At 43.3% G+C, this 25,190-nt stretch carries 26 protein-coding genes; 3 read left to right on the top strand and 23 right to left on the bottom strand.

The genetic code is table 11. The features are described from left to right. Positions 1–76 precede the first annotated feature (76 nt). From LQ216_RS01400 to LQ216_RS01340, 13 genes are all read right to left on the bottom strand, one after another. Positions 77–784, bottom strand: coding sequence for an ABC transporter ATP-binding protein (locus LQ216_RS01400; protein WP_230126337.1), 708 nt, complete (start codon positions 782–784; stop codon positions 77–79). Beyond that, positions 777–1,541 carry an ABC transporter ATP-binding protein gene (locus tag LQ216_RS01395; RefSeq protein ID WP_230126336.1) on the bottom strand — a complete coding sequence of 255 codons (765 nt, stop codon included), beginning with the start codon at positions 1,539–1,541 and terminating at the stop codon, positions 777–779. Before LQ216_RS01395 ends, LQ216_RS01400 begins: the two co-directional genes overlap by 8 nt. Positions 1,542–1,544: 3 nt before the next feature. Beyond that, a complete protein-coding gene (locus LQ216_RS01390; RefSeq protein WP_230126335.1) occupies positions 1,545–2,555 on the bottom strand; it encodes a branched-chain amino acid ABC transporter permease in 1,011 nt (336 codons plus the stop codon). Continuing rightward, a complete protein-coding gene (locus LQ216_RS01385; protein ID WP_230126334.1) occupies positions 2,555–3,418 on the bottom strand; it encodes a branched-chain amino acid ABC transporter permease in 864 nt (287 codons plus the stop codon). Before LQ216_RS01385 ends, LQ216_RS01390 begins: the two co-directional genes overlap by 1 nt. Before the next feature lie 131 nt (positions 3,419–3,549). Then, a complete protein-coding gene (locus LQ216_RS01380; RefSeq protein ID WP_230126333.1) occupies positions 3,550–4,497 on the bottom strand; it encodes an alpha/beta hydrolase in 948 nt (315 codons plus the stop codon). A gap of 67 nt (positions 4,498–4,564) precedes the next feature. Continuing rightward, a complete protein-coding gene (locus LQ216_RS01375; protein ID WP_230126332.1) occupies positions 4,565–5,128 on the bottom strand; it encodes a TetR/AcrR family transcriptional regulator in 564 nt (187 codons plus the stop codon). Between the two features lie 158 nt (positions 5,129–5,286). Continuing rightward, positions 5,287–6,456 carry a thiolase family protein gene (locus LQ216_RS01370; protein ID WP_230126331.1) on the bottom strand — a complete coding sequence of 390 codons (1,170 nt, stop codon included), beginning with the start codon at positions 6,454–6,456 and terminating at the stop codon, positions 5,287–5,289. A 144-nt stretch (positions 6,457–6,600) separates the two neighbouring features. Continuing rightward, positions 6,601–7,782 (bottom strand): thiolase family protein, encoded by a 1,182-nt coding sequence (locus LQ216_RS01365; protein WP_230126330.1) that lies wholly within the window; start codon positions 7,780–7,782, stop codon positions 6,601–6,603. A 25-nt stretch (positions 7,783–7,807) separates the two neighbouring features. Beyond that, a complete protein-coding gene (locus LQ216_RS01360; protein ID WP_230126329.1) occupies positions 7,808–8,953 on the bottom strand; it encodes an acyl-CoA dehydrogenase family protein in 1,146 nt (381 codons plus the stop codon). Between the two features lie 251 nt (positions 8,954–9,204). Continuing rightward, complete coding sequence (locus LQ216_RS01355; protein ID WP_230126328.1) at positions 9,205–9,606, bottom strand: MaoC/PaaZ C-terminal domain-containing protein; 402 nt, start codon at positions 9,604–9,606, stop codon at positions 9,205–9,207. Then, complete coding sequence (locus LQ216_RS01350) at positions 9,603–10,052, bottom strand: MaoC family dehydratase N-terminal domain-containing protein (RefSeq protein ID WP_230126327.1); 450 nt, start codon at positions 10,050–10,052, stop codon at positions 9,603–9,605. Before LQ216_RS01350 ends, LQ216_RS01355 begins: the two co-directional genes overlap by 4 nt. A gap of 16 nt (positions 10,053–10,068) precedes the next feature. Continuing rightward, positions 10,069–10,833, bottom strand: coding sequence for a 3-oxoacyl-ACP reductase FabG (gene fabG, locus LQ216_RS01345; RefSeq protein WP_230126326.1), 765 nt, complete (start codon positions 10,831–10,833; stop codon positions 10,069–10,071). A 74-nt stretch (positions 10,834–10,907) separates the two neighbouring features. Further along, positions 10,908–12,083 carry an acyl-CoA dehydrogenase family protein gene (locus tag LQ216_RS01340; RefSeq protein WP_230126325.1) on the bottom strand — a complete coding sequence of 392 codons (1,176 nt, stop codon included), beginning with the start codon at positions 12,081–12,083 and terminating at the stop codon, positions 10,908–10,910. Between the two features lie 411 nt (positions 12,084–12,494). On the opposite strand from LQ216_RS01340, the gene LQ216_RS01335 reads away from it, so the two are divergent. After that, positions 12,495–12,674: a hypothetical protein gene (locus LQ216_RS01335; RefSeq protein WP_230126324.1), complete on the top strand. Its 180-nt coding sequence runs from the start codon at positions 12,495–12,497 to the stop codon at positions 12,672–12,674. Positions 12,675–12,864: 190 nt separating this feature from the next. Beyond that, on the top strand, positions 12,865–13,482 hold the full coding sequence (gene cdaS, locus LQ216_RS01330; protein WP_230126323.1) for a sporulation-specific diadenylate cyclase CdaS: 618 nt from the start codon (positions 12,865–12,867) through the stop codon (positions 13,480–13,482). 152 nt (positions 13,483–13,634) lie between these two features. Here the strand turns inward: cdaS and LQ216_RS01325 are convergent, their stop codons facing one another. From LQ216_RS01325 to LQ216_RS01315, 3 genes are read right to left on the bottom strand one after another with little or no spacing between them, the layout of a single operon-like run. After that, positions 13,635–14,846 carry an iron-containing alcohol dehydrogenase gene (locus LQ216_RS01325; RefSeq protein ID WP_230126322.1) on the bottom strand — a complete coding sequence of 404 codons (1,212 nt, stop codon included), beginning with the start codon at positions 14,844–14,846 and terminating at the stop codon, positions 13,635–13,637. Between the two features lie 14 nt (positions 14,847–14,860). Further along, positions 14,861–16,393: an aldehyde dehydrogenase family protein gene (locus LQ216_RS01320; protein ID WP_230126321.1), complete on the bottom strand. Its 1,533-nt coding sequence runs from the start codon at positions 16,391–16,393 to the stop codon at positions 14,861–14,863. Between the two features lie 24 nt (positions 16,394–16,417). After that, positions 16,418–17,305: a R2-like ligand-binding oxidase gene (locus LQ216_RS01315; RefSeq protein ID WP_230126320.1), complete on the bottom strand. Its 888-nt coding sequence runs from the start codon at positions 17,303–17,305 to the stop codon at positions 16,418–16,420. Between the two features lie 135 nt (positions 17,306–17,440). Here LQ216_RS01315 and LQ216_RS01310 point away from each other — a divergent pair, with 135 nt between their 5' ends. Continuing rightward, positions 17,441–18,127, top strand: a complete 687-nt coding sequence (locus LQ216_RS01310) for a LuxR C-terminal-related transcriptional regulator (RefSeq protein WP_230126319.1) — start codon at positions 17,441–17,443, stop codon at positions 18,125–18,127. Here LQ216_RS01310 and LQ216_RS01305 read toward each other — a convergent pair. The 7 genes from LQ216_RS01305 to LQ216_RS01275 all read right to left on the bottom strand — a co-directional run bounded on the left by LQ216_RS01305 (position 18,117) and on the right by LQ216_RS01275 (position 25,135). Beyond that, complete coding sequence (locus LQ216_RS01305) at positions 18,117–19,100, bottom strand: multidrug resistance efflux transporter family protein (RefSeq protein ID WP_230126318.1); 984 nt, start codon at positions 19,098–19,100, stop codon at positions 18,117–18,119. The two genes, LQ216_RS01310 and LQ216_RS01305, sit on opposite strands and share 11 nt — an antisense overlap. Before the next feature lie 256 nt (positions 19,101–19,356). Continuing rightward, a complete protein-coding gene (locus LQ216_RS01300; protein WP_230126317.1) occupies positions 19,357–19,800 on the bottom strand; it encodes a hypothetical protein in 444 nt (147 codons plus the stop codon). A 137-nt stretch (positions 19,801–19,937) separates the two neighbouring features. Next, positions 19,938–20,399 (bottom strand): DUF4442 domain-containing protein, encoded by a 462-nt coding sequence (locus LQ216_RS01295; RefSeq protein ID WP_230126316.1) that lies wholly within the window; start codon positions 20,397–20,399, stop codon positions 19,938–19,940. A 70-nt stretch (positions 20,400–20,469) separates the two neighbouring features. Continuing rightward, positions 20,470–21,249, bottom strand: coding sequence for an enoyl-CoA hydratase-related protein (locus tag LQ216_RS01290; RefSeq protein WP_230126315.1), 780 nt, complete (start codon positions 21,247–21,249; stop codon positions 20,470–20,472). Positions 21,250–21,251: 2 nt separating this feature from the next. Beyond that, entirely contained in the window at positions 21,252–22,403 is a 1,152-nt protein-coding gene (locus LQ216_RS01285; RefSeq protein WP_230126314.1) for a thiolase family protein, read from the bottom strand. A gap of 16 nt (positions 22,404–22,419) precedes the next feature. Further along, positions 22,420–23,253, bottom strand: coding sequence for an SDR family oxidoreductase (locus tag LQ216_RS01280; protein WP_230126313.1), 834 nt, complete (start codon positions 23,251–23,253; stop codon positions 22,420–22,422). Next, on the bottom strand, positions 23,237–25,135 hold the full coding sequence (locus LQ216_RS01275; RefSeq protein ID WP_230126312.1) for a long-chain fatty acid--CoA ligase: 1,899 nt from the start codon (positions 25,133–25,135) through the stop codon (positions 23,237–23,239). Before LQ216_RS01275 ends, LQ216_RS01280 begins: the two co-directional genes overlap by 17 nt. Between the last annotated feature and the right edge of the window lie 55 nt (positions 25,136–25,190).

The raw sequence follows: 25,190 nt of genomic DNA, 5'->3' as shown, positions 1-25,190 counted from the left end.
GGTTCTTGCCATTCAGAAACAAGATGGTATGTTAAACCACCTCCATTTAAAGGACCAGATAAATTTGAAACAATATTTAAGCTCCAATATATGCCTTCCGCACTTCATCATTGGCAAACAGCTCTTCTGAAGTACCCTCTAACACAATGGAACCATTTTCAAATACATAGCCTTTACTGGCAATTCGGAGAGCGGCATTTGCATTTTGTTCGGCCAATAAAATCGTTGTGCCGTCCTTGTTGATTTGCTGGATTATATTAAACATCTGCTCTACAATTAGAGGCGCAAGGCCGACAGAAGGTTCATCAAGGAGCATAAGCTTCGGTTTTGACATCAACGCACGAGCTATCGCAAGCATCTGTTGCTGCCCTCCGCTTAAGGATCCAGCAGCGTCATTTTGCTTATCCTTCAAGATTGGAAATAAATCATATACGGTTTCAAGTGATTGTTTAATCTCGTTTTTTTTCCTTCGATGGACGTACGCGCCCATTCGTAAATTTTCCTGAACGGTCATATCTGAGAAAAGCTTTCTGCCTTCCGCGCATTGTACGACACCCGATTGGACGATTCGATCAGGAGTCCGACCCTTTATGGATGTCCCTTCTAAGGAGATGTCCCCTTCAAAAGGCTTGTTTAGGCCGCTTATCGTTCTGAACGTTGTGCTTTTTCCTGCACCGTTCGAACCGAGTAAAACAACAATATCCCCTGCACTTACTTCAATATTCACTTTTTGGATGGCGGTAAAGCTTCCATACTTCACGGAAACCCCTTTTAGCTTAAGCAATGGCACTCCCTCCTAGATATGCCTTAATAACCGTTTCATTGTTTTTAATTTCATCTGGTGTTCCTTCGGCAATTTTTTCACCATAGTTTAAGACCATGATCTTATCCGCAAGCTTCATGATCATTTGCATTTTGTGTTCAATCAGGCACACCGTGATTCCCTTACGAATCATTTTTTCCATCAACAATGCTAGGCCTTCCGTTTCATCCGGATTGACTCCTGCTGCAGGCTCATCCAGAAAAACGATTTCCGGATCGGTGGCGAGCGCAAGGGCAAAGGCGACACGTTTTTTCTCTTCCTGGGAACTGCCGGCGACCAATTTATGTGCCGACCCGGTTAAACCGACGAAGTCTAGGACCTCCATCGCCTTTTCTTTGCATTTTTCCTCCTCATCCTTAAGGCGTTTCGTTCTTAGAACCGCATCAATCAGATTAGATTTTGTCCGCAAGCGATGGCCAACGATAACATTGTCAAGAACGGTAGATTGTTCAAAAAGATTGGTTGTTTGAAAGGTTCGCGCAATTCCTAATTCTGCTATTTTGTTGGAAGGAAGGGTGGTGATATCCATCCCCTTAAAGATCACTGCTCCCGAAGTAGGACGATGAAAACCGCTGATTAAGTTAAAAAAAGTAGATTTCCCTGCCCCATTCGGACCGATAATTGCATTAATCTTTCCTTTTTCAACGGAAAAGTCAACGGAGTTAACCGCAGATAAACCTCCAAATTTTTTGGTAAGATTTTTTGTTTCCAAAAACATCCGCTACCCCTCCTTCACATGTTTCTTCAGTTTTACGATCGAATTAACAGTTATTTTTCTTTTCTTTCGATCTTGGTATTTGATTTTCCAGCCAAGTACAGCCCCAACAATACCCCGCGGATAGAAAATAACCAACAAGGTTAACACCGGGCCAAAGATTAACATTCGATAATCTTGAAGGAATTGCAGCTGCTGGGAAATCCAGACGATCAGTATCGTTCCGATAATCGGCCCTGATAGTGTTCCAATGCCGCCAACAAGCAAATACGTCAGCAAATCAAAGGTTATTGCCGTGGCGGCGATTTCCGGACCGATGAAACGTACAAACGATGCGTATAGGGCACCCGCTAAACCGGCGAAAAATGTGGATAGCACAAAAACAGTCAATTTGTGCTTCATCGTGGAAATTCCGATCGTTTGAGCGAGATCTTCACTATTTCGTATCGCTATGTACGTTCTTCCTGTCAGAGAGTGTACAATACGGTAAACGACAAGAATAACCAATAACAGGATGAACAGGACAAAGTAATATTGTGAGAGTGGTGTCTGAAAAGAAATGGGACCGATATCCGCCGGGGCGGGAATTCCGATTAAGCCTCTTACTCCTTCCGTCAAGCTTTCCCATTTGTCGATAACCAGATATATGATGTAGCCGACGCATAACGTATAAATCGCAAAAAAGTGCTCTTTAGTCCGTAATGCAATTAAGCCGATCAATAAACCTGCGACACTTGTAATCAGACAAGAGAGAATGAACGCCAGCCAGAAGTTAAGCTCCGCCTTAACCGTCAGTATTCCAAGCGAATAGGCTCCAATCGCAAAGAAACCAGCATGGGCAAGAGATAAGTAGCCTGTATATCCTGCAAGCAAATTCAAGCCATAAACACCGATAATCCAAATAAATGAAAGAGTCATCACATGGATAAAATAATCATTTTGCGTGATGAAAGGAAAAATAAGAGAAAACAGAATCAGCGCTGCTATTACATTTCTTTGCTTAAATATCGCCGCCATTAATGTACCTCCTTGGCAAATAACCCTTTAGGACGTACGGAAAGAATGATGACTAATAAAACAAACGCAATGATGTCTTTGTAGTCATTGGATATATAGGTAGCTCCCAAGCTTTCGCTGAATCCAAGGATATATCCTCCAAGGATCGCTCCAGGAATGCTCCCCATTCCTCCTAAAATAATGATGACAAATGCTTTTAAAATAACCAGATGTCCCATTCCGGGAAACACAAGATTAATAGGAGCCGCAAGAGAACAGGCAATCGCTGCAAGGCCGCCGGAAATCATGAATGTCAGCATCGCGACTCGATTTGTATTAATCCCGACTAAGCTTGCACCCTCCCGGTTTTGTGACATCGCAATAATGGTAGAACCAATGAATGTTTTTTTCAGGAAGAGATAGAGCAAAATCATCACGGCGATTGCTGCAACAATTATCAGCATCCTCTGCAACGTAAAGGTTATGCCAAACAAGTTGATGACTTGGTCATAAGGTGTGGGCATTGAACGATAATCCGCTCCCCAGACAAATTGTGCGAAAGCTTCTAGGAATAATAGAATCCCAATAGCAGCAATTTTGTCATGTATCGGCGGTGCATCTCTTAAAGGATGAAAAACGAATCTTTCCATGAACACCCCAGCGAGTCCAACAACAATGATCGATACGAAAATGGCCAGCCAGTAGTGAAGTCCAAGTGAAGCCATCATCGTCAATGTTATATAACCGCCTAACATATATAGAGCGCCATGGGCAAAATTAGGAATATGCAGGATGCCATATACCAGTGTTAATCCTAAAGCCACCAAACTGTAAACGCTTCCAATCGTTAACCCATTAAATAACTGTTGTATAAGAATCTCCAACTTTTTCCCTCCTTTTAATGTTATTTGTCACATGATTCGTCGCAAAAATAAATATTGCTGATGAACTCGTCGTTGCTACAATATTGAGAAACTCGCTACATAAATCAGAATCTCGTTATAAACCTCCGTTTTCAATTGTTCGGAACAATTGTTTCTGTAAAACGAGTTTTTAACTTTTGTGCAGCTTCTTTAATCGCTAGTTTGCAATCGTCTAACGGTTCCGACATCGTCAAGAAGCCATGGATCATTCCCGGGTAGCAGACGTATGTCACTTCTACTCCTGCATCTTCTAGTTTATTGGCGTACATTTCTCCACCATCGCAAAGGGGGTCATATTCGGCAGTTAAGACATAAGCTGGTGGCAATAAAGCGGTTTCAGATTCTGAAATTAACATAGGGGCAGCTAGGGGGTTAAGCAGATCATCAGGTTGGGATAAGTATTGTTGTTGAAACCACTTCATTGTTGAATTCGTTAAATGATAGCCTTCACCATATTTATCGATTGACGCTGTTCGCCCATATCCAGATGAAGGATAGAACAGCATTTGATAGCTGATTGAAGGACCTTTTCTTTGATTGACTAAATGGCAAACGACAGTTGCGAGATTACCGCCTGCACTATCACCCCCAACAGCAAGTGATGTTTTGTCGATTCCCAGCTCTTCGGCATGATCTGCTGTCCATTTAACCGCCAAATAAGAATCCTCGATGGCGACTGGAAATCTATATTCTGGAGATAGACTGTAATCTACTGAAACAACAATCGTTTCAGATTCGTTTGCCAATGAACGGCAGAGTGCATCATGGGTTTCCAAATCTCCGATAACCCAGCCGCCGCCATGAAAATAAACGAGCACGGGATGAATGGCCTTTTCGGTTGGTTTATAGATCCTTATCGAAATATTTTGCTGGAATCCTTTTATTTGCCTGTCTTCTACTCTATAAATTTCTTCGCGTTTATTAAAATAGCTGCACATTTTTGCATATGCTTCCCTGGCTTCTGAAACCGATTGCTGTTCGATGGGCGTTCCCGATTGCATCACTTCAAGTAATGCTTTTGCTTGGGAATGCAGACTCATAAATAATGGCCTCCTTTTTAATACTGTCTAGTTAGTATATTTTTATAGCAATGAGATCTTCTTGATCTCATTTTTTAATTCCATTTAAAATGAGATCTACAAAGATTTCGGAAAGCTCTTTCTCAGATACCTCTCCCTCAGGGTTATACCAGTAATAACTCCAATTCGTTATGCCTAAAATTCCAAATGTAAGAATATCAGGAGAGAAATTTTGATTGAATACTCCAAGCGTTGCTCCTTCTTCTATTAGCTTCTGATAATTTTTTCGAAAAAGGTTTCGCTTTGCTTTAATCTCTTCCAGATGGCTTTCACTTAAATGTCTCATTTCTCTAAAGAAAATCCGGGCGTTTTTTTTATAAGGTTTAATATTCGCAATAACCATGTAAATAATTCCCTGGAGTTTGCTCTTGCAGTCTTTATTCTCATCTTTCAGAATAGCTTCCTGTTTTTTTACTAAGTTATCAATATAGTTGTGATTAATGTCTCTTAGCAATTCTTCCTTGCTTTTGTAATAATAATAAAACGTTCCTTTTGTTACGCCGATGTACTCAACGATTTCTTGTACGGATGTTTCCATAAACCCTTTTTCGTCAAATAAATGAATGCTTGCTTCCATAATTTTTTCCTTCATATGCTACGTTCCTCTCATTTGATTCCGTGCATAAGTGGAGAACCATTCACGGAATTATGTTTTTAAGTGAGTATTATTATAGCATATTGCCTATTAGCTCTTACCTGCATGGTGAAGAAGGATGAAGACCGAACACTTCCGCACTTCTGAGGGCGGTCTTACCCTCGTTCCAGGATGGACGCGATTCCTTGGCCTCCGCCTATACAGGCGGTTATGAGCGCATACCTGCCTTTTGAACGTTTAAGTTCGTAAATCGCTTTTGTCGCCAGTATCGCACCGGTTGCTCCAAGTGGATGTCCGTGGGCGATGGCCCCTCCGTTGACATTCACTTTCTCCAGAACCATCTCAAGCTCCCGATTACAGGCAAGCACTTGTGCCGCGAATGCTTCGTTGATTTCGATAATATCCATTTCATTTAATGAGAGGCCTGCTTTCTCGAGGACTTTTTTTGTGGCAGGCACCGGCCCAATCCCCATAATATTCGGGTCTACTCCTGCCACTGCATAAGCTCGGATGGTTGCCAACGGTGTAAGACCAAGCTCTTCAGCTTTTCCCCTTGACATGACGACAACGGCAGAAGCTGCGTCATTTAATCCGGAACTATTGCCGGCCGTTACAGTTCCATCTTTAAGGAATGCCGGTGAAAGCTTAGACAGAGCATCCATCGTGGTTTGGGAACGAGGGTGTTCATCAGTCTTAAATTGGACAGGATCACCCTTTCTTACTGGAATGCTCAAAGATACAATTTGTTCATCGAAGCGTCCTTCTTTCATGGCTGTTGCCATTCTTTGCTGGCTGCGAAGAGCAAATTCATCCTGTTCTTCTCTGGTAATTCCGTATTTTTTAACTAAGTTCTCTGCCGTTATCCCCATTGGCGGGTCTCCAATTTCCTTCGGTGAGAGCTGAGATTTTTTGTATTGGGGCGGTACCGGACTAAACGGTTTTTCGGCTCGTTCCTGCAAGTATGGAGCGCGGCTCATGCTTTCGGTTCCACCAGCAATATAAATATCCCCTTCGCCAGCCTTTATTGCCTGTGCAGCAAGGTTGATTGCATTCAGACCAGAACCGCATTGACGGTCAACAGTCAGTCCTGGTAAATTGATGGATAATCCGGTTTGAAGGACTGTTAACCTTGCAATATTTCCGCCTCCGCTAAGCACATTTCCGAAGATGACGTCATCGACTGTTTCAGGATCGATGTTCGCCCGTTTTATCGCTTCTTTTATAACCTCCGCCCCAAAAACATGGGCTGGAATCGCGGCAAGAGCGCTCCCTTGCCTGCCGATTGCCGTTCTAACGGCGGAAACAATCACAGCTTCTCGATTCATTGTTCTTCACTCCTTCGATATATATGTTTTAAGACTTGAGCAATGGTTTTATTACCGCATACTAACTAGTTGGTATGTAAGTATATTTTGATAATATACGATAAATTCAGAATATTCAACCTGATATTTTATTTTTTTCCTTTACTAAACAAGCTCGACCATAATCGCCATTCCTTGGCCGCCTCCTACACAAAGAGTAGCTATGCCCAATTTTTCTTGTCTGCGTACCATCTCGTGGAGTAGTGTGGTCAAGATTTTGGCCCCAGTTGCCCCGAGCGGATGTCCTAGGGCAATCGCTCCTCCATTAACATTGACTCTTTCAGGGACTAATTTAAGCTCGCGTATGACTGCTAAGGCTTGAGAAGCAAACGCCTCGTTAAGCTCAATCAGCCCAATATCAGCGAGTGATTTATTTGTGCGTTTTAATAGTTTCGTTACAGCCGGCACAGGGCCAATACCCATCACGTCAGGTGATACACCAGTAGCCACCCAGTCGACGATTTTTGCAACAGGCATCAATCCAAGCTCTCTGGCTTTTGTCGCAGATGTTACTACCATGGCTGCCGCTCCATCATTTCTTCCACAAGCATTCCCTGCTGTAACTGTACCATTTTCTTTAAATACGGGTTTTAAGCTGCTTAATTTCTCAATGGTTGTTTCCGGTCTTGGATGTTCATCTTGTTGAAACAAAAAGGTATGTTTTCTTTCCTTGATTTCTACCGGAACGACTTCTTCATGGAAAATATTCATGGAGATGGCCTTGGCCGCCCGAAGCTGGCTTTCTAGGGCGAAAGCATCCTGGTCTTCACGGGAAATATTGTATCTTTCCGCTACATTTTCTGCTGTTATGCCCATTCCTAACTGATCTCCATATATTTCTCTTGGCTGTTGTCCAGGCTCGGTGTTTGAGTCGACCAGGATTGCCTGGTCTCCTCCGAACCGTGAGTTTCTTAAATAAACCGGTGCCCTGCTCATGCTCTCCGTTCCCCCTGCAACAACAATTCCAGCATGACCTGTAGCGATTTGCTGGGCTGCTGAAGCGACAGCCTGCATGCCCGAGGCGCAGAGACGGTTAATTGTATACGCCGTAGAAGTAACGGGAATCCCTGCCCTTAATGCGGCAACCCTTGCTACGTTAGAGGATTCCGTAGATTGTCTTACTTCTCCTAAAATGACTTCGTCCACTTGTTCCTCTGAGATGCCAGCCCTCGTTACAGCTTCTTTGATCGCAATGGCAGCCAGGTGTCCCGAAGTAATATTTTTTAAAGTGCCTCCATAACGACCGACGGGTGTACGGACGGCACTCACAATGACGATTTCATCCATTCGTCTCCCTCTCTTTCTTTTACATTTAGAATTCTTTTTCCAGTTGAGCGGCTATGATATTTTTTTGAATTTCAGATGTGCCTTCATAAATTCTCGTAATCCTGGCATCTCTGTAAAAACGCTCAACCGGAAAATCAGCTATATATCCAAGACCGCCATGAACCTGAACAGCTTTATCCGCAACCCGGTTATACACTTCAGACCCGTACAACTTCAGCATCGCAGCCTCTTTGATGACCTTCATTCCCTGGTCGACCATCCATGCAACCCGGAAGGTAAAAGAACGCAGGGCTTCTATTTCTACAGCCATTTCAGCTAGCATATGCCCGACTGCCTGGTGTTTAATAATCGGCGTCCCGAATTGAACACGCTCTTTTGCATGTTTTACAGACATGTCGAGGAGCTTTTGGCATGAGCCCAGGTTCCTTGCCGCCAAACCTGCCCTGCCGTTTGCTAAGATTTTTAAGGCATTTACATATCCTTGTCCTTCATCACCCAGTACATTTTCAACCGGAATCTCACAATCTTCGAAAACTAATTCCGCAGAATGTGAACCTTTTAAGCCCATTTTTTTCTCAACTGCCCCAATTTGAAATCCCGGAAAGCCTTTTTCTACGATAAAGGATGTGATTCCTTTTGATCCCTTTTCTGAATCTGTAACAGCCATAACGGTGAAAACATCCGCTTCCGTTGCATTCGTAATATAATGCTTCAGGCCGTTAACAATATATTTATCTCCCTTTTTTACAGCGGATGTTTTCATGTTGACGGCATTTGAGCCAGCTTCCGGTTCAGTCAGGGCAAATGCCCCAATCTTTTCGCCGCTCGCCATCGCAGGAAGGTATTGTCGTTTTTGCGCCTCGCTTCCCATTTCTACAATCCCGACTGTACCGATTCCTGTATGAGCACCGATTAAGGTTGTATAACCGTTATGGGTTGCCCCGATTTCCTCATAAAGCGCACATTTACCGACCATACCGATTCCGAGCCCGCCGTATTCCTCGGGAATGCTTAATCCAAAAAGACCCATTTCCTTAGACATTTCGATGATTTTTTTCGGAATTCTATCATCATTTTCAATCTGCATCGCCACTGCTTCTACTTCGTTTTGAATAAACTCTCGTACATGTCTTTTTAAAAACTGGATATCCTCGCTAAATTCAAAATTCATGCTTTCACCTCCATTTAAAAGCTTCTCTTTTCCACTTCTTGTTAATGAGCTGCTTTGTTAATCGTTTCCAACCGTGTTTCCGAAAAGCTCTTTAATGATTGCAAATTGCTTGGGCACTTTGTCAATGAGTTCTTTTAACTTGGTGTAAATGCAATAAAACCCAAGCGACAAAAGAAATTCTCGTTTGCCACCCGGGTCCCTTTCACCACCTTCAAGCAAAGGAAGAAAATAGAAAGCGTTTGCAGAAAAGCTTAAAATTGTCTGTAAACAACGTCTCCTTTTATGACTTCCTTCCCCACCTGATTAACTGCTGCCACTTCAAAACTCAGGGTTTGCTCTGTTCGTTCACTTAATGTTGCTTTCAATGTGATAACATCATTTAAAAATACCATGTTTCTGAATCGAATCGAGTAATCTTGAATAAAGCCTTCTTCATAATAAGAAGTGAATAACTTTGCCAGATTGCCCATCGTCCACATTCCATGGGCGATTATACCAGGTAGGCCGGCTTTGGTCGCTTCTTCGTCGATTGTATGGATTGGATTATAATCTCCTGATGCACCGGCATATTTAATTAAATCTAACCTTGATACTGGATTTAGGTTGATGTCAGAAAGTGAATCTCCGACTTGCAACTCAGGCAAACTTCTCATACCATCATCACCTTTCGGACAGCTTCCGTTATGATCACGATCGAGCTCGAGGTAAAGATGATGTTTCCATCAAAGTCTTCCCCGCCATTTTCGATTACTAAAAATCCCATCGTTCCGTTACTACCGGTCTTTTCATAATAATCTTTTACTTCGGTATAGCATAAGATTTCCTCTCCGACTAGCAGCGGACGTTCATAATGGTAGATCTGTTCTCCGTGAATCAGCCCTTTATTTGGCAGCTTTAAATCATCAATTTTCCCGTAGTCGAAGACCCTTGGAAAGGTGGGCGGGGCAATATTTTGTTTATAGCGAGATTGTTTTCCTGTTTCCTCATCCAAATAAATTGGATGCTCATCTCCAATCGATTCCGCGAACTTTTTGACTGCGCCTTTTTCGACGTTATTTTTTATTTTATTGGATTTCTTTCCTATTGCTTCCTTGAACATCGATATTTCACCCCTTTTATGCTTTTGGTCCACCAGCTACATAGATTACCTGACCGTTCACAAAGGATGACTTTTCATCGGCAAAGAAGGCAACTGTATGAGCAATATCAGCAGGTTTCCCGCTTCTGCCGACCGGAATTTGGCTGACGCTGGCGTTTACTAAATCGTCAAAAGAAATCCCGATTCTGCTTGCCGTTTCCTTTGTCATTTCTGTTTCGATAAAACCGGGAGCAACCGCGTTTACCGTAATGCCATATCTACCAAGTTCAATAGCGAGCGTCTTGGTGAATCCCTGAAGGCCTGCTTTGGCAGTTGCGTAGTTAGCCTGGCCGCGGTTTCCAAGAGCAGAAGTAGAAGAAATGTTGATGATACGGCCGTACTTCTTCTCTACCATATACTTTTGAGCAGCGCGGGCAACGTTAAAAGAACCTTTTAGATGCACGTCCATGACTGTCTGCCAGTCTGAATCTGTCATTTTGAACAATAAATTATCACGAATGACCCCTGCGTTGTTAACGAGGATATCAATCGATCCAAACATTTCATATGCTTCCTTCATTGCATCTTCAACTTGATCTGCTTCTACAACATTGGCAACCTTCGAATATACTTCATAACCTTTGTCCTTTAATTCGCTTGTTGTTTCACTCAAGGCTTCTTCATTCAGATCAATGAAAGCGACTTTAGCTCCTTCCTCCGCAAAGAGTTGGACAATTCCTTTGCCGATACCGCGACTTCCTCCTGTTACAAATGCCACCTTGCCTTCAAACCTGCCTGCCATCTCAATTCCTCCCGACTTTTTCTAAGTTTTACTATTTTAATTGCATAGATATCTTCAAATGAAGGAGGATATTATTAACCGAATTGCCCTACCTTAACATGTCCCTTGAGCAAATTCCTGGATATTATCATGCGTTGGATTTCATCGGTACCATCATAAATTCTCCAAAGCCTCGCTTCACGGTACCATCTTTCGATTGGCAATTCCCTTGTATAGCCCATTCCGCCGTGGATTTGCAAAACACGGTCCACTACGTTATTCCCCATGATTGCCCCATATAATTTGGCGATGGAAGCTAAATGGCGATTGTCCTCTCCTTGATCAAGCGTAAAAGCAGCATTCAAAACAAGCCATCTTGCAGCCTCAATTTCAACTGCCGAATCAGCAATCTGCCATTGGATGGCCTGTCTCTCTGCAATGGGCTTGCCAAACGTTACACGTTCTTTCGCATAATCAATCGCCATTTGCAGCAATCTTTCTGCGGAACCGACTGCGCGGGCCCCGACGATCCACCTTGCAAAACCAATCCACTCTAGTCCAAGTTTGTATCCGCCGTTTACCTCACCTAAGATATTCTCCTCAGGTACTCTGACATTATCAAAAACTAGGCCAGCCGGGCCCCATTCGCCCATCGTATCGATATATTCTGATTTCCAGCCCAAATCCCGGTCTACAATGAAGCAGGTAACCCCATCAATCCCCGTTGCCTGGTGTTTTTCTTTGTCAGTAATAGCGATAACCATGACAAAATCTGCTTCGTTTCCACCGGTAATAAATGTTTTTTCTCCGTTTAGTACCCATTCATTGCCGTCTTTTACGGCCGTCATTTTAATATTTCTTGTATCAGATCCCGCTCCAGGTTCGGTCATTGCAAAGCAGGACTTCTTTTCTCCATTGATCGTCGGAATTAGATATTTTTTCTTTTGTTCTTCGTTTCCATAATAAAGAATATTATCTGCCGATCCACCGAATTGGAACGGCACGAATGTTTTCGAAACCTCCATATACACGATAGCCATCATCATTTGCCCAAGGTCTGCCCCTCCATACTCTTCAGGTGTATTAATGCCCCAAAAGCCAGCTTCTTTTGCCTTAAGCTGAAGTTCTGTTAACTTTCCAGGTGGGAGGCTCGGTTTCCCTTCCCTCTCATTTCTTAATACATCATTTTCAAGTGGTATTAACTCTTTTTCTACAAATCTGCGAATCGTCTTTTGTACCATTCTCTGTTCATCAGTTAGGCGTAAATGCATGCAACCATCTCCATCCCTCATTTAATGACATTTCGAAAAATTTAAGTATGTGTTGATAAGAGTATATACCAACCAGTTAGTATGTATCTATTAGTTTATTTAGAATGTTCGGAAAAGACAAGTTTTATTTCTTTAAATCTGATAGAAAGTTTTTTGATGCTATATATATAATTATGTTTAGAATCTATCAGTCAGGGTATATCTATAATGTAAGACATTCTCAGTTCAAAGGAGATGATTCTACTATGTGTATGATCTTTTGCCAATGGAATAAAGAGAATGACGAAGCGATTTACAGTCCGGGTGATCAGCGTTAGAGGTAATGAATGTTAAATATGAATATCTATTTGCCTTTGACGGTTTGGATTGCCAAGTCAATGGCTATTCTCGGGAAAAGGAGCTGGTTTTACAATGAGTACTATCCTCAGTCTCTGGAATAAAGAGAATGATGCAGCCGTTAAGAGTCCGGGTGATCAAGACCATCATGATTTATCGAAGAATCTTTTAGGTACCAATACATTTGATTTGGCTCAATTAAGAGATGACACACCTGAATTCGATTTAAATGGAACAGCATTAAACAGTATGTAAGGTGTAAGGCAAAACCCCTTTGCTAGAAGGATCCCCTTCCTTCTAGCAAAGGGGTTTTAATGTGTCCGGTTTGTTTGTCTATCGTTGATAACTACCTGTTTTTCTTCTTTACCCTAAAATGGAATAGGCGTTTTTACCGAGGGAAAGATAGTATAAACTGTTATGTGTTTAGGGAAGGAAGAATCGGTTCATGGAAGATTACAATTGCGATTACTCACCGATTAAACATCGCTTAAAAGAGACGATGGTTAATATAAGAAATGAGCTAAATGAAAGCATTGAAGCGGTAAACGATGAAACAAATTGTTTGTTATGCAAGTTGGAGGACATAAGAAAACAATGTGTGGAGATGGAATCCCTCGCCTCCTCTTTTTATCTGACATGCTATTTGTCTGCCTTTACGGATAAGTATCAAGAAATATCAGAAAGCGCACAGCAGCTTAGCGAAAAACAACATGGTGGGCTAATTGTCATTGAACGAGGTACTCCGGTTGATGACTATATTCAGAAAGGGGTGCCAATTGGCGCCCAATTAAGTCCATCCTTACTTGAATCGATTTTTTATCCAGGGAATCCGCTTCATGATGGAGCGGTTTTGGTACGTGGCAGTATTATCGATTCGGCAGCCAATGTTCTCCCGCTGACGGCTCAGACGATAACCGGTAAAAAGCTTGGAACGAGACATCGGGCCGCACTTGGCTTATCCGAACAAACAGATGCCATGGTGTTGGTTGTATCTGAAGAAACGGGTAAAGTGTCTTTTGGCCTGAATGGCAGTCTATACCCAATCAATATGGAGACACAATAAAGCCGGTTCAGTTCACCTTAAATTATCATTCCTATTTTTAGTTTGTCACTCATAAATATGGTTAATCAATCTTAAATCAAAATAGCAGCTCTTCATTATGAAATTGGACCGCAAAAAAACAGCTCTACTAAAAAGTAAAGCTGTCTGTTAAGTTAGTTAACTGGCAGGGGCATTACTCTTTGCCCAATTGCTGCAATTAATTCTTTCGGTAAAGGGAAGTTGATTGCGGCTGGGTCGGACATGACTGCAGGAATGGCCTTTTGCAAGTTTTCATCTGAGATATTATACTGTGAAAAATCAGCAGGAAGCCCGGTTTTCACTTGGATAGACCTGATCTTTTCAATAGACTTTTCGAGCAAAGCCCTTGGTTCTTCATTGTCCGCTTTTATATCCAATGCTTGTGCCAACTCTTTCGCTTTCGGCAAGTATAAATCTGGAATATACTCCATGACAATCGGCAAGAATACGGCGTTCGCTAGTCCGTGAGGGATCCGGAACAAAGCTCCGTATGCATGTGCCAGGTTATGGACAGGAATTGCGTTCAATGCAAAACTAAACGCGGTAATCCCCATTAAACTGGCCTGGAGCATTTCCATTCTTGCTTCCACATTTGCGCCATCGCTGACAGCTACCGGAAGATTTTTTTCAATTAGGCGGATAGCTTGTATTGCATATGAATCTGTTAGTGATGTTGCATTTGGTGACGCGAGCGCTTCTATTGCATGGGTTAGAGCATCCATTCCGGTAAAAGCGGTAATCAGTGGTGGAAGGCCGGTCGTTAGGTCCGGATCGAGTATGGCCATATCCGCGCTCAAAAACGGATTGATGATATTTGTTTTCATTTTTATTTCTTCATTGTAAATAACGGCAATCGGTGAAACTTCCGACCCTGTCCCCGCTGTCGTTGGAATCGCGATATGCGGGATTGGGATGTGTTGTGCTTGCGGGAACGACTCTGATACAAATCCACCCGGAATCGCTTCTTTTATATCGGTCAACCCTTTGAACAAGGAGTATTTTACCCCTTTTACGGTATCAAGGACACTGCCTCCCCCGACAGCCAATAAAGCGTCTGCCCCTACTTCCCTCGCATAACGGGCGGCGGCATTTACACATTCACTTTCCGCATCCTGTTTAATGTCGAGAAATATTCCGGCAAGCTCTGGTCCTGTCCCATGTGGCGTCAGTTTGAAGATTTCAGCTACTCTATCAACAATTCCTGCTTTTTCCAGCCCTCTATCACTGAACAGTACGACCCTTTTTGCCCCCATTCCCCTGAACAAATCAGGTACAAGTGCACGTGTATTTGAACCGCTATGAATGGCTGAACGGAGCCAGTAGCTCGATAATGTAGTTGTAAGCAAAGCAATCACCCCTTTTAAGATTGATTAGAATTCGAGAATAAAATTTGGTACCAGCTCCGCTTATGCACTTCAGGAACCATCGAAGTGTGGACATGTTTAAGCTGTGTGTAGGCATCCAATGAATGCTTACCCATTTCCCTGCCGATGCCGCTTTGCTTATACCCGCCGAATGGAGCATCGTTCCTGAGCATATGCCAATCGTTGATCCAGATAATCCCTGCCTGCAGTTTTCTCGCGGCAGCATATGCTTTATTGACATCGCGTGTCCAAATTCCCGCCGCAAGCCCATAAATAGAATCATTAGCCATTGTGATGGCTTCCTCAACATCAGAATAGCGAATGACCGACAACACAGGTCCAAAAATTTCTTCTCTAGCGATTTTCATATCATTGGTCACATTGGTGAAGATGGTTGGTTCAATATAATGTCCGCCTTCACATCCGGGAACTGTCAGCTCCTTCCCGCCGCATACTATAGTAGCCCCTTCCTGCTTACCTGCTTCAATATAGGCGAGGATGGTTTCTTTCTGTTTCTTGGAAATAACCGGGCCGATTTCAGTTGCTTGATCCAATGGATGGCCGGGTTTCAGGGTTTTTGTCAAGGCAACGAGTCTTTCGACGACTTCATCATGTAGCTTGTCAGGCACAAATAATCGGGTGCCTGATTCACACAGCTGACCGGAATGCAAAAACACGCCGAATAAACTGCCTGGAACCGCGATATCAAGATCGGCATCTTCCAGGATGATGTTTGGCGACTTCCCGCCTAACTCAAGGGTCGTATTCTTGATCGTTCCCGAAGCAAGCGCCATGATGCTTCGGCCGACCTCAGTTGAACCCGTAAACGCAACTTTATCAACCTTAGGATGGCGCACAAGTGCTTCACCGATTTCCGCTCCAGCACCTGTTACAACATTGATTACACCTGGAGGAACAAACTGCGAAATGATTTCCGCAAGTTTAAGGGTGGATAACGGTGTATAGCTTGCCGGCTTAATGACAACTGTATTCCCCATGGCAAGCGCTGGCGCGATTTTCCACGTGGCGATCAGCATCGGCATATTCCATGGTGTAATCGCTGCGCAGACACCAATGGGCTCCCGCCAGACAAAATTATGTGCCGGTCCCGGAAACGGCGGATTCGGCAGCGTTTCTGAAAAAGGGTATTCTTGCACAAATTTGGCCATTGTATTGAATAAATCGACCATTTGGAGAATATCAATGCTCCCGATTCTGCGAACTGTGCCGCCGCTTGAAATGGATTCGAGATATACCAATTCTTCGGCGTTTGTGGCAATCCCGTGACCTATGGCATTCAATACCTGGGCACGTTCTTTCGGCGCCATCTCCTTCCATTCAGTTTTATCAAATGCATCCCTCGCTGCTTGTACTGCGTTTTCGACGTCCTGAACACCTGCCTTTGCAACTCTGGCTGTTAATTCACCCGTTGCTGGATTGAAAACGTCAAAGGTTTCACCAGTGCTTGCCGGTTCCCATTTCCCATTGATAAACAACGGAAACGTTTGAATATCTACTTCTACAGTCATTGCTCCATCCTCCTTTTTACCGGGTTATACGATCCCAAATTCGCTTTCCTTTTGCTTATAGATCTCTTCTATCTTCCGTCCTCTTGATCTTGCAAGAATCTCCATCCGGACCGATAGCTGTTTCATCGTAAAATTCATCGTTTCCTCGAAGTCATTGCCAAATGGCGAATCTTCCACCATTCCCTCCTGGTTAAGTAGGATGGCAAGTGGCGTTAATTGCTCCATTCTGTTTGTAACAATGTCAAAGATATGCGGATGTTCACTAATCAAACGCTGTAACAAAAATGTTCCGTAAGCGATATGCCGGGATTCATCTTTTTTTAGGTAACCAATCCCTTTCAATAGCCCTGGCATAGCACCGATTTCCTCCAAGGATTGATAGAAAGAATAATAGCCTGTTTCAGCAAGGACACCCTCGACAAACATATTATAGACAGTCGACGCTTCAGCTAATGCCTCGGGTGAGTGGTCGTCGACAAGGCGTTCCATTGCGGTAGGCAGTATTTCATTGAAAATCGTGTTATAGGTGTCGGTATGATAGACGGAAAGATCGCCCTTTTCCCCAATCGCATTCAATACGAGCCTGAAAAATTCAGTATGCTTAGCTTCCTCGAACAAAAATGTGGTTAAAAACATTTCCTCTTCAAGACGGCCTTCTTTTGCGATCACCATCATTAAAGGCAGCAAATCTCTTGTTACTGCTTCCTCTCCAGCCTGAAATTGCGAGATTAGCTTTAAGATTCCTTCTTTCTGTTCGGCACTGAACGTGCTCCAATCCTTGGCATCTTGGGTTAAATCAATGTCGGTTGGGTTCCATACACCAAACCGTTTTGCTTTTTGAAAAAGCCGAAACGGCAGGGAATCTTCCAAGAGTCCTCTTTTACTCGTTGTTAAAATCGTTCTCTGCTCCATTTAAACAACCTCCTCCTGAACATATAAAGCCTGCAACCTTCTAAGTTAACAAAAAATTGTAAGGGCTTTCATTATATTGTAAGATGAAGAGAATGAGATGAACATTACTGAAAATGTAGGGGGGATAAATGTCGAATGATGGATGGAGCCGTCTATGATTATATGAAGAAAATCGCCGAAGTATCTGACGTGAGAGAAAAAGCGGAATGGATGCTGCGTGGCTGTGTTCATTTTTTTCCGTTCGAGCGTGCATCGTTATTTACCTATTCCCCATTAAGCCATCGAGGTGAAGGAATATTTCTAATCGAAAACGATAGACTGATCTCTTTGGAAGAAATTAAGGATGACGTTCGGTCGATCTTTCCTCTTTATCAAGCGTTAGCAAGAAATAAGCCTGTCTTCATTAACAGAGAGGATATTCTTATCTCCTTCCCGGACAAGTACATTCGGCACTTTGAGCTGTCAACGCTTGCCATCGTTCCAATCAGTCTATTAAATATAGTTGTCGGTTTTGTTTTAGTAGACAGATATGGCGGAGAATATCCGTTCACAAAGAATTATTTATCACTTCTTGCGTATTATTTTAAACAGACCACCTCTCCCTACTTTCCCCTATCTTCTGAAAAAAATCTTCTAAGCAAGCGGGAAACCGAGGTTCTTCAACATCTTGCCAACGGATATTCGAATAAAGAAATGGCTGGGATGATGTCAGTAAGTGAATTTACGGTCAGAGACTATATGAGCTCAGTCGTAAGGAAGCTCGGTGTAAATCACCGAGCCGAGGCAGTAGCGGTTGGAATGAGAAAAGGCATTATCCTGTGATTTTTTCTTTACTGGCTGTCGGGACAAATGTCTTTCCTGTCCTTGAAGAAACATAACTATGAAGAACCATGCCGACGATGACAAGTCCCATTCCTATCCAGGATATATTTGAAGGCCATGCACCCGAGAGCAAAATAATCTCTCCTGCAACAGCAAATAACACTTCCAGTGATTGGGTAGCTTCGACGGCTCCCAGTTTCTGCATGTTTCCTGTTACAAGATCGGTTGCTGCAAAAAAGAGGACGGTGGCAAAAACGCCAGAAAAAAGGGCAACGGCGGCGGACTGCCATACTTGCGATCCACTAGGGATTCCTTCGGTGACTAAACCGTAGCAAGCTAAAATCACCCAAAAGGGCAAACTTGCAATCGTCATCCCTAAAACACGCTGCCAGGCATCAAGCCGGCCGGAACATATCTCCATCATCTTGCGGTTTCCGAGCGGGTATGCAAAAGAGGCGATGATAATCGGGATCACGCATAAGAGGGTGTCCTTGATCGATAATTCAGTAGCGTGGTCGATTTGCATGAGAGCAACGCCAAAAAGGATGATAAGTGACATCATCAGTCCTCTAAATGGGATTTTCCCTTTCAGCCGCATTGGTCCGTTAGCAGTACGAATCGTTTCATAAAACAAAGGAACCAAAAGAGAACCGGAAATAATCGTGATTTGCCAGGTTGCGGCTATCAGCCAACCGGGTCCGTAAGCTGCGGCAAAACAAATCGGCGCGTAAAACAAGCAGAAACCGACAAAACTCCATAACAGCCAGGATAATGGCTGTTTCTTCATTTCTTTGAATAGCGGAAGCAGATTTTTGCGGAACATGACAATAATAAGCAACATCGGTACCATAAAGAAATATCGCAAGGAAGCGCTCCAAATCCAGCTACCTCCGGATAGCTCCATCATTCGGTTAATAATAAACGTAAAAGCAAAAAACAAAGCTGAGCAAATCCCCAATGCAATCGGACGCAATATGTCCACCCCATTCTTAAAACGAATCGACGCTTTTAATTTTACTCTGTCATCACATAATAGCAATAAGATGTTTTAAAGTTCTGAAATCTTGAATTAATTTTTTTTAATCTTACGTTGGCTTGAATGAAAAAAGTGTAGAACAAATGCTTATTTCAGCCTGTCAAAAATTTAATTACACAATTGTTGAGATATTGAGAAGTGCATGATAAGAGACCTCAAATATGAAGTCAAAATATGAGTTTGATTCATTTTGTCATAGATTTTTAGACTTTTTTGTTCGAATGATTGCTCCAATTACAATAAACAGAATTACTCCAATCACAACTAATGAGAAAACGTTTGAAAAGATATTCATGATGTGAAAGGGTGCTTTGTGAACAAAAACAGCCTTGACCCACTGATTATCTTCTTTCACTGCAATGGCTGAAGAAGTTGATGTACCCATTATTTCGTAATACTTTGTTCCTTTTGGATAATAATTTGATGCATTTCCATAATAGTCTCCAGTCATATCATCAGGTATTGTCCTTACTTCACCTATACTCTTGCCAATTTCACTATTTGCGACTATTTCTTCTTGTTTGACTTCATAAACTTTCCCTTCCCAAACAACAAAAAGATACGCCCAAGATAAAGCTTGAACAGATGAAGAAATCATAAATGTAAATAATACGAAAAACAAGCTTATTTTTTTCATAAATACCTCTAACGATTACCATTTTTTTATAATTTTAACAGAAAAATTAGGAAATAGGCGAAAACAACCTAAATTAAAAAAACTCGCCGGTTGGCAAGCTTTTTAAGTCGGCTGTACATGGGGGAGCATGTCATATATTAAGCCCTCTGTTTTTTCCTTATATGCATCGTTTTTTCTGCGGTTGCATATATATTGCCCTCTTTGTCTACCAAATGAACCGTATAGATTCGATCAATCTTCAGTTGCTCTTCAAGCTCACGCTTAATCGTCTGCAATTCATCTGCAGTCAAGGTGAATGTGGCAAACAAGGTCGTTCTCCCTGGCTTTTTAAAACGGATGGACGCTGCCTTGTCCCAAACGATATAATCTGTCCCCAGCGTTTTTAAAAGCATGAGCATATAAACCGGGTCGATTGCTCCGTACATGCTGCCGCCATAGATTGTCCTGACATAGTTTTTCGTGCGCCAATTCAACGGCAGCTTTAGGCGAATTTCCGAGAAATCACTGGCAATATAGGTGATCCGGCCGCCTGTCCCTCGAAATGCCGGGAAAAGATTAAAGCCTAATTTGAATATTTTGGTGTATAGTGATTCTGACATATCCTTCTATCATCTCCGGAAGCTAGCCGCATTTTATATTCATCATAATCCTGATGCGAAAATACTGCAACTACCTTCCTTTAAATTCGGGCTTTCTCTTCGCGAAGAATGCGGAAACTCCTTCGATCGCATCTTCAGAACGGGACACGTTAAGCATGTGTTCAAGCTCGATGGATAACCCGTCTTGGAGGGGTTGTTCTAAGCCTTTCACGACTGATTCGATAATGCCCTTTACTGCTAGCGGTGGTCCGTCTGCAAGTTGCTTTGCCCAATTTAGCGTTTCATTCCGAAGTTCGTTTTGTGGGGCTACTTTATTGATAAGACCATACTTCAGCGCTTTCTCTGCAGATATCCTTTCTCCGCTTAAGGCTAGTTCAAGGGCGCGGCGTCTGCCAATTAACCGCGGCAGCCTTTGCGTCCCGCCATATCCGGGAATGATTCCGAGACGAACCTCAGGTAGACCAAATTCGGCGGCTTCGGAAGCAATCGTAAGATGACAGGCCATTTGCAGTTCATTCCCACCGCCCAATGCCTTGCCATTCACACTCGCGATGATTGGCTTTGGAAAGGATTCGATCCTATTGAAGATTTCGTGAATGCCTTGAACGGCTTGCTTTGCTTTCTCGCGATCGGAAAAATCACCGAATTCACTTACATCTGCTCCTGCAGAGAACATTTTATCCCCTGTCCCTGTTAAGATGACCGCACCGATTGAATCAATCGCTTCTATTTCTGTTAAAATGGCATCAAGCTCTTGTATTGTATCTCTGCTTAATGTATTCATTGGCGGACGGTTAATTGTAATCACAGCTGTTTTGCCGGTGGTTTCCAGTAAACATTGTTTTTCCATCGCTAGCCCTCTCTTTCTATAATCACGGCATTTGCCATTCCAAAACCGATACACATTGTCGCCAATCCATAGCGACCCCCTGTGCGTTCAAGTTCGTTCAGCATGGTTGCGATGATTCGGCCTCCACTCGCTCCAAGCGGGTGGCCGAGCGCGATTGCTCCCCCATTTGGGTTTACCTTGTTCATATCTGGGCGGATTTCTTTTTCCCATGCCAATACAACAGAAGCGAAGGCTTCGTTCACTTCAAATATATCGATATCATCCATAGCAAGCTTGGCTTTTTTAAGGACTTTTTCTGTCGCCGGTATGATCCCGGTCAGCATGATTTCCGGTTCAACGCCTGCCAAAGCTGTCGCAACGACCCTGGCACGGGATTTCAAATTAAGTGATTTTGCCTTTGATCTGGATGTAACCAACATGGCAGATGCCCCATCGCTAATTTGGCTTGAGTTACCGGCCGTTATGCTTCCTTCCGGGTTAAAAGAAGGATTTAGACCGGCAAGAGATTCAAGGTTTGTGGACGGCCTGGGCGTCTCATCCGCATTCATCGTAAATACTTCGCCTTCTTTGTTCACTGCCTCAATCGAGATGATTTCATGATCAAACCTGCCTTCTTTTTGAGCGTGCACAGCTCTATCATGACTTGTAAGTGCAAAGCAGTCTAGTTCTTCCCTTGTAAGCTCCCATCTTTCTGCGATTAGTTCAGCTGAAAAGCCTTGGGGAATGATATTGTATTGTTCCAGCAACTGATTGCTGAAATCTCCGCCGTCACTGCCCATCGGGACACGATTCATACTTTCCACTCCTGCTGCGACAACGCAATCAGCCATACCAGCCATGATGGTATGTGCCCCTTGGGCCAAGGTTTCAAGACTCGAGCCGCACATTCGATTGCTGGTTACCCCACAAACTTCAGGTGGAAAACCGGCAATTAATGACGCCATTCTGCCAATATTGTATCCCTGTTCGCCGATCTGGGTCACACAGCCCATTTTTATATCTTCTATAACAGATGGGTCAAGTTGATTTCGCTTTATCAGTTCTTTTAGCAAAAATGCCGCCATTTCATCTGGTCTTATCGAAGCCAGCGAGCCTTTTTTTCTTCCGATTGGCGTTCTGACTGCATCTATGATAACTGCATCACGATCGTTCATCGTTTTCACCTTCTTTCTAGAATGTAAATAAATCAATTCCTCCCGCTACAGGCAGCCCGACACCGGTAATATAACTCGCTTGTTCGGAAGATAGAAAAGCAATGGCGCCCGCGATGTCTTCCGGCTCTCCCGGCCTTTTAAAAGCTGTTCTTTCAATCATCCGTTCCCGCATCGACAGGTTGGTCATTTGAAACGCTTCAGTATTGATGATGCCGGGAATGATTGCATTGACGGTTATATTGTATTTTGCTCCTTCCAAAGCGAGGGATTTCGTTAACCCTAGAATGCCTGCCTTCGTAGTGGAATAACTGGCCTGACCGTACCCGCCAAGTGTCCCCGCTACAGACGCCATATTGATAATACGCCCCCATTTCTTCTCCTTCATATATGGCCAAACCGTTTTACAGCAATTGTATGCACCGGTAAGATTCACACGCAAATCACGCTCCCAATATTCATTACTCTGATATTCAAGCTTGGCAGTATGATCGAGTGTCCCTGCATTATTAATGAGGATATCGATGCTTCCGAATTCTTCCTTTACTTGTTGCATTACCGATTCAACTTCACTTTGGTTCGTCACATCCATTTTGAAAGCGGCAGATTTGCGTCCGAAGTTTTTGATTTCATTGGTCGTCGATTTGGTATAAATCTTTTTCGACTGAGTCATGACCTGGGCTATTGGTCCAAGACTCTCTGATGTCGCCTCGAGGTGCTCATCGTCTTCAATCAGAATATCGGTAACGATTACATCCGCTCCTGCCTTTGCGAGCATCAGTGCATCTGCCCTGCCTAACCCCCTTGACGCTCCCGTTACAATCGCCGTTTTACCCTCAAGCGGTAAATTCATTTTCCTTTTCCCTCCTCGGTTTGCTTAATGAGAGACTGACGGCCGTTTCATCCGCAGCCATCCGCATGCCGTTCAATTTCTGATCCGAATATGCCCTCTCAATGGTTTCCTGATACTTTCTTTCAATTTCAGGAAGCCGGACTTTTAAAGATGGTGTCAATTCGCCGGATTCAACTGTCCATTCCTCGCAGGAAATTAAAAGCTTTTTCGGCTGTTCGTAGCTAGGGAAATCCTTTGTAAACCGTTCTGTTTCAGACTTGAGCAGACTTTGGACCGCTTCATTTCTTATCAATCGTTCTTTGTCTCCCTTGATTCCATTCTTTTTCGACCAGGATACGATGTTTTCAAAATCCAGCGTGATTAAAGCGCTTACAAACTTTCTGTTTTGGCCGACCAATACACTATTTTGCACGTAGATGCTCTGATTGATCGCATTCTCGACTGGCTGGGGAGCGACATTTTTTCCGGATGTGAGGACGATAATCCGTTTTTTACGGTCAATGATTTTTAGAAAACCGTCCGCGTCCAATTGACCGATGTCTCCTGTTAAGAACCAACCCTCCTTAAATTGATTGGATGTTGCCTCTTCATTTTTATAATAGCCCTTCATGACGCTGGGCCCTTTGACCATCACTTCCCCATCTTCACCGATTCTTATGTCCAGGTTAGGGAGCGGCTTTCCTACAGTACCCACCTTAGTTCTAGCCATCGGATTTACACAGACAACTGGAGATGTCTCCGTAAGTCCATAGCCTTCCAAGACTGGGAGATCGATGGCCCAAAAGAATTCGGTAATCTTCGGATTAAGCGCGCCCCCACCGGAGATCAACCCTCTTAGCCTACCACCCATCTGGCTTTTAATTTTGTTATAGACAAGCATATTGGCCAACTTCCACTGCCGTCTGAAATCCTTGGGAAGTTCACTGTTGCGGAATATTTGATCAAAGGTGTTTTCAAGGTAGTAATGATACCTCTTGATTCCGACAGAAACGGCCCAATCAAAGATTTTCCTCCGAAGTGGAGTGCCAGCGTCTATCGTTTTCTGGGCGCGGGAATATACCCGTTCAAACAATAAAGGGACGCTGACCAGGACAGTTGGTCTGACTTCCAATAAATTTTCCGGAACGGTGTCGATATTCTCGGCATATGCGATCGTTGACCCGATGGACAGCGGCATAAATTGACCGGCCATTCTTTCAAATACATGTGATAACGGAAGATGGGATAAAAAGATGTCTGTCGGCCTGGCCTCGATCATCCAAAATTGGACTCCTTCCAGATTCGAAAGGATATTTCCATGGCTAAGCATGGCTCCTTTAGGTAACCCTGTAGTGCCTGAAGTATGAATGATCGTGGCAAGATCGTCCCGTTCGATGCTCTTCCATACTTCTTCCCAGTTTTCCAGTGGCTTTTCTTCACCATTGCGGCATAAATGTTGGAAAGAAAAAATACTATCGCTTTCAACAAAGTTTTCATCCGGGTAGAAAATAGTTATTTTCTGTGATATTTGGTTTGTATGAAGAACCTTTTGCAGTATCTTTTCATTCTCGACAAAAACAAACGTGCAATCGGAATTTTGCAGGATATATGATATTTGGTCCGGAGGCAAAGTGGAATGGATAGGGACACTGACGGCTTTTATGCTCATGATCGCCAGATCGCATATGGGCCAATTTGGGTTGTTTTCGGATATAATCGCTACTTTGTTATTCTCTGATATACCTAGACTGGCCAATCCGGCAGCTGCGCTTCTTACTTTTTCCCAAAAAGCCTGATAGGATATGCTGCTGTACGAACCATTCACTTTTGATAACAGTGCGTCTTTTTCAGGGTAAAGGCAGACGGTGCGGTTTACAGCATCAACTAAGTTACGAGCCTTCATTAGACACCTCCTGTAGATTGATAGTTAGCTTGTTTTAGCGATCCGGAAAAATCCC

The sequence above is a fragment of the Bacillus sp. CECT 9360 genome (genome assembly GCF_918741275.1).
GTDB lineage: Bacteria > Bacillota > Bacilli > Bacillales > DSM-1321 > Peribacillus.
The sequence above is the reverse complement of the archived record's forward strand: the minus strand, read 5'-3'. Positions and strand labels throughout refer to the sequence as shown.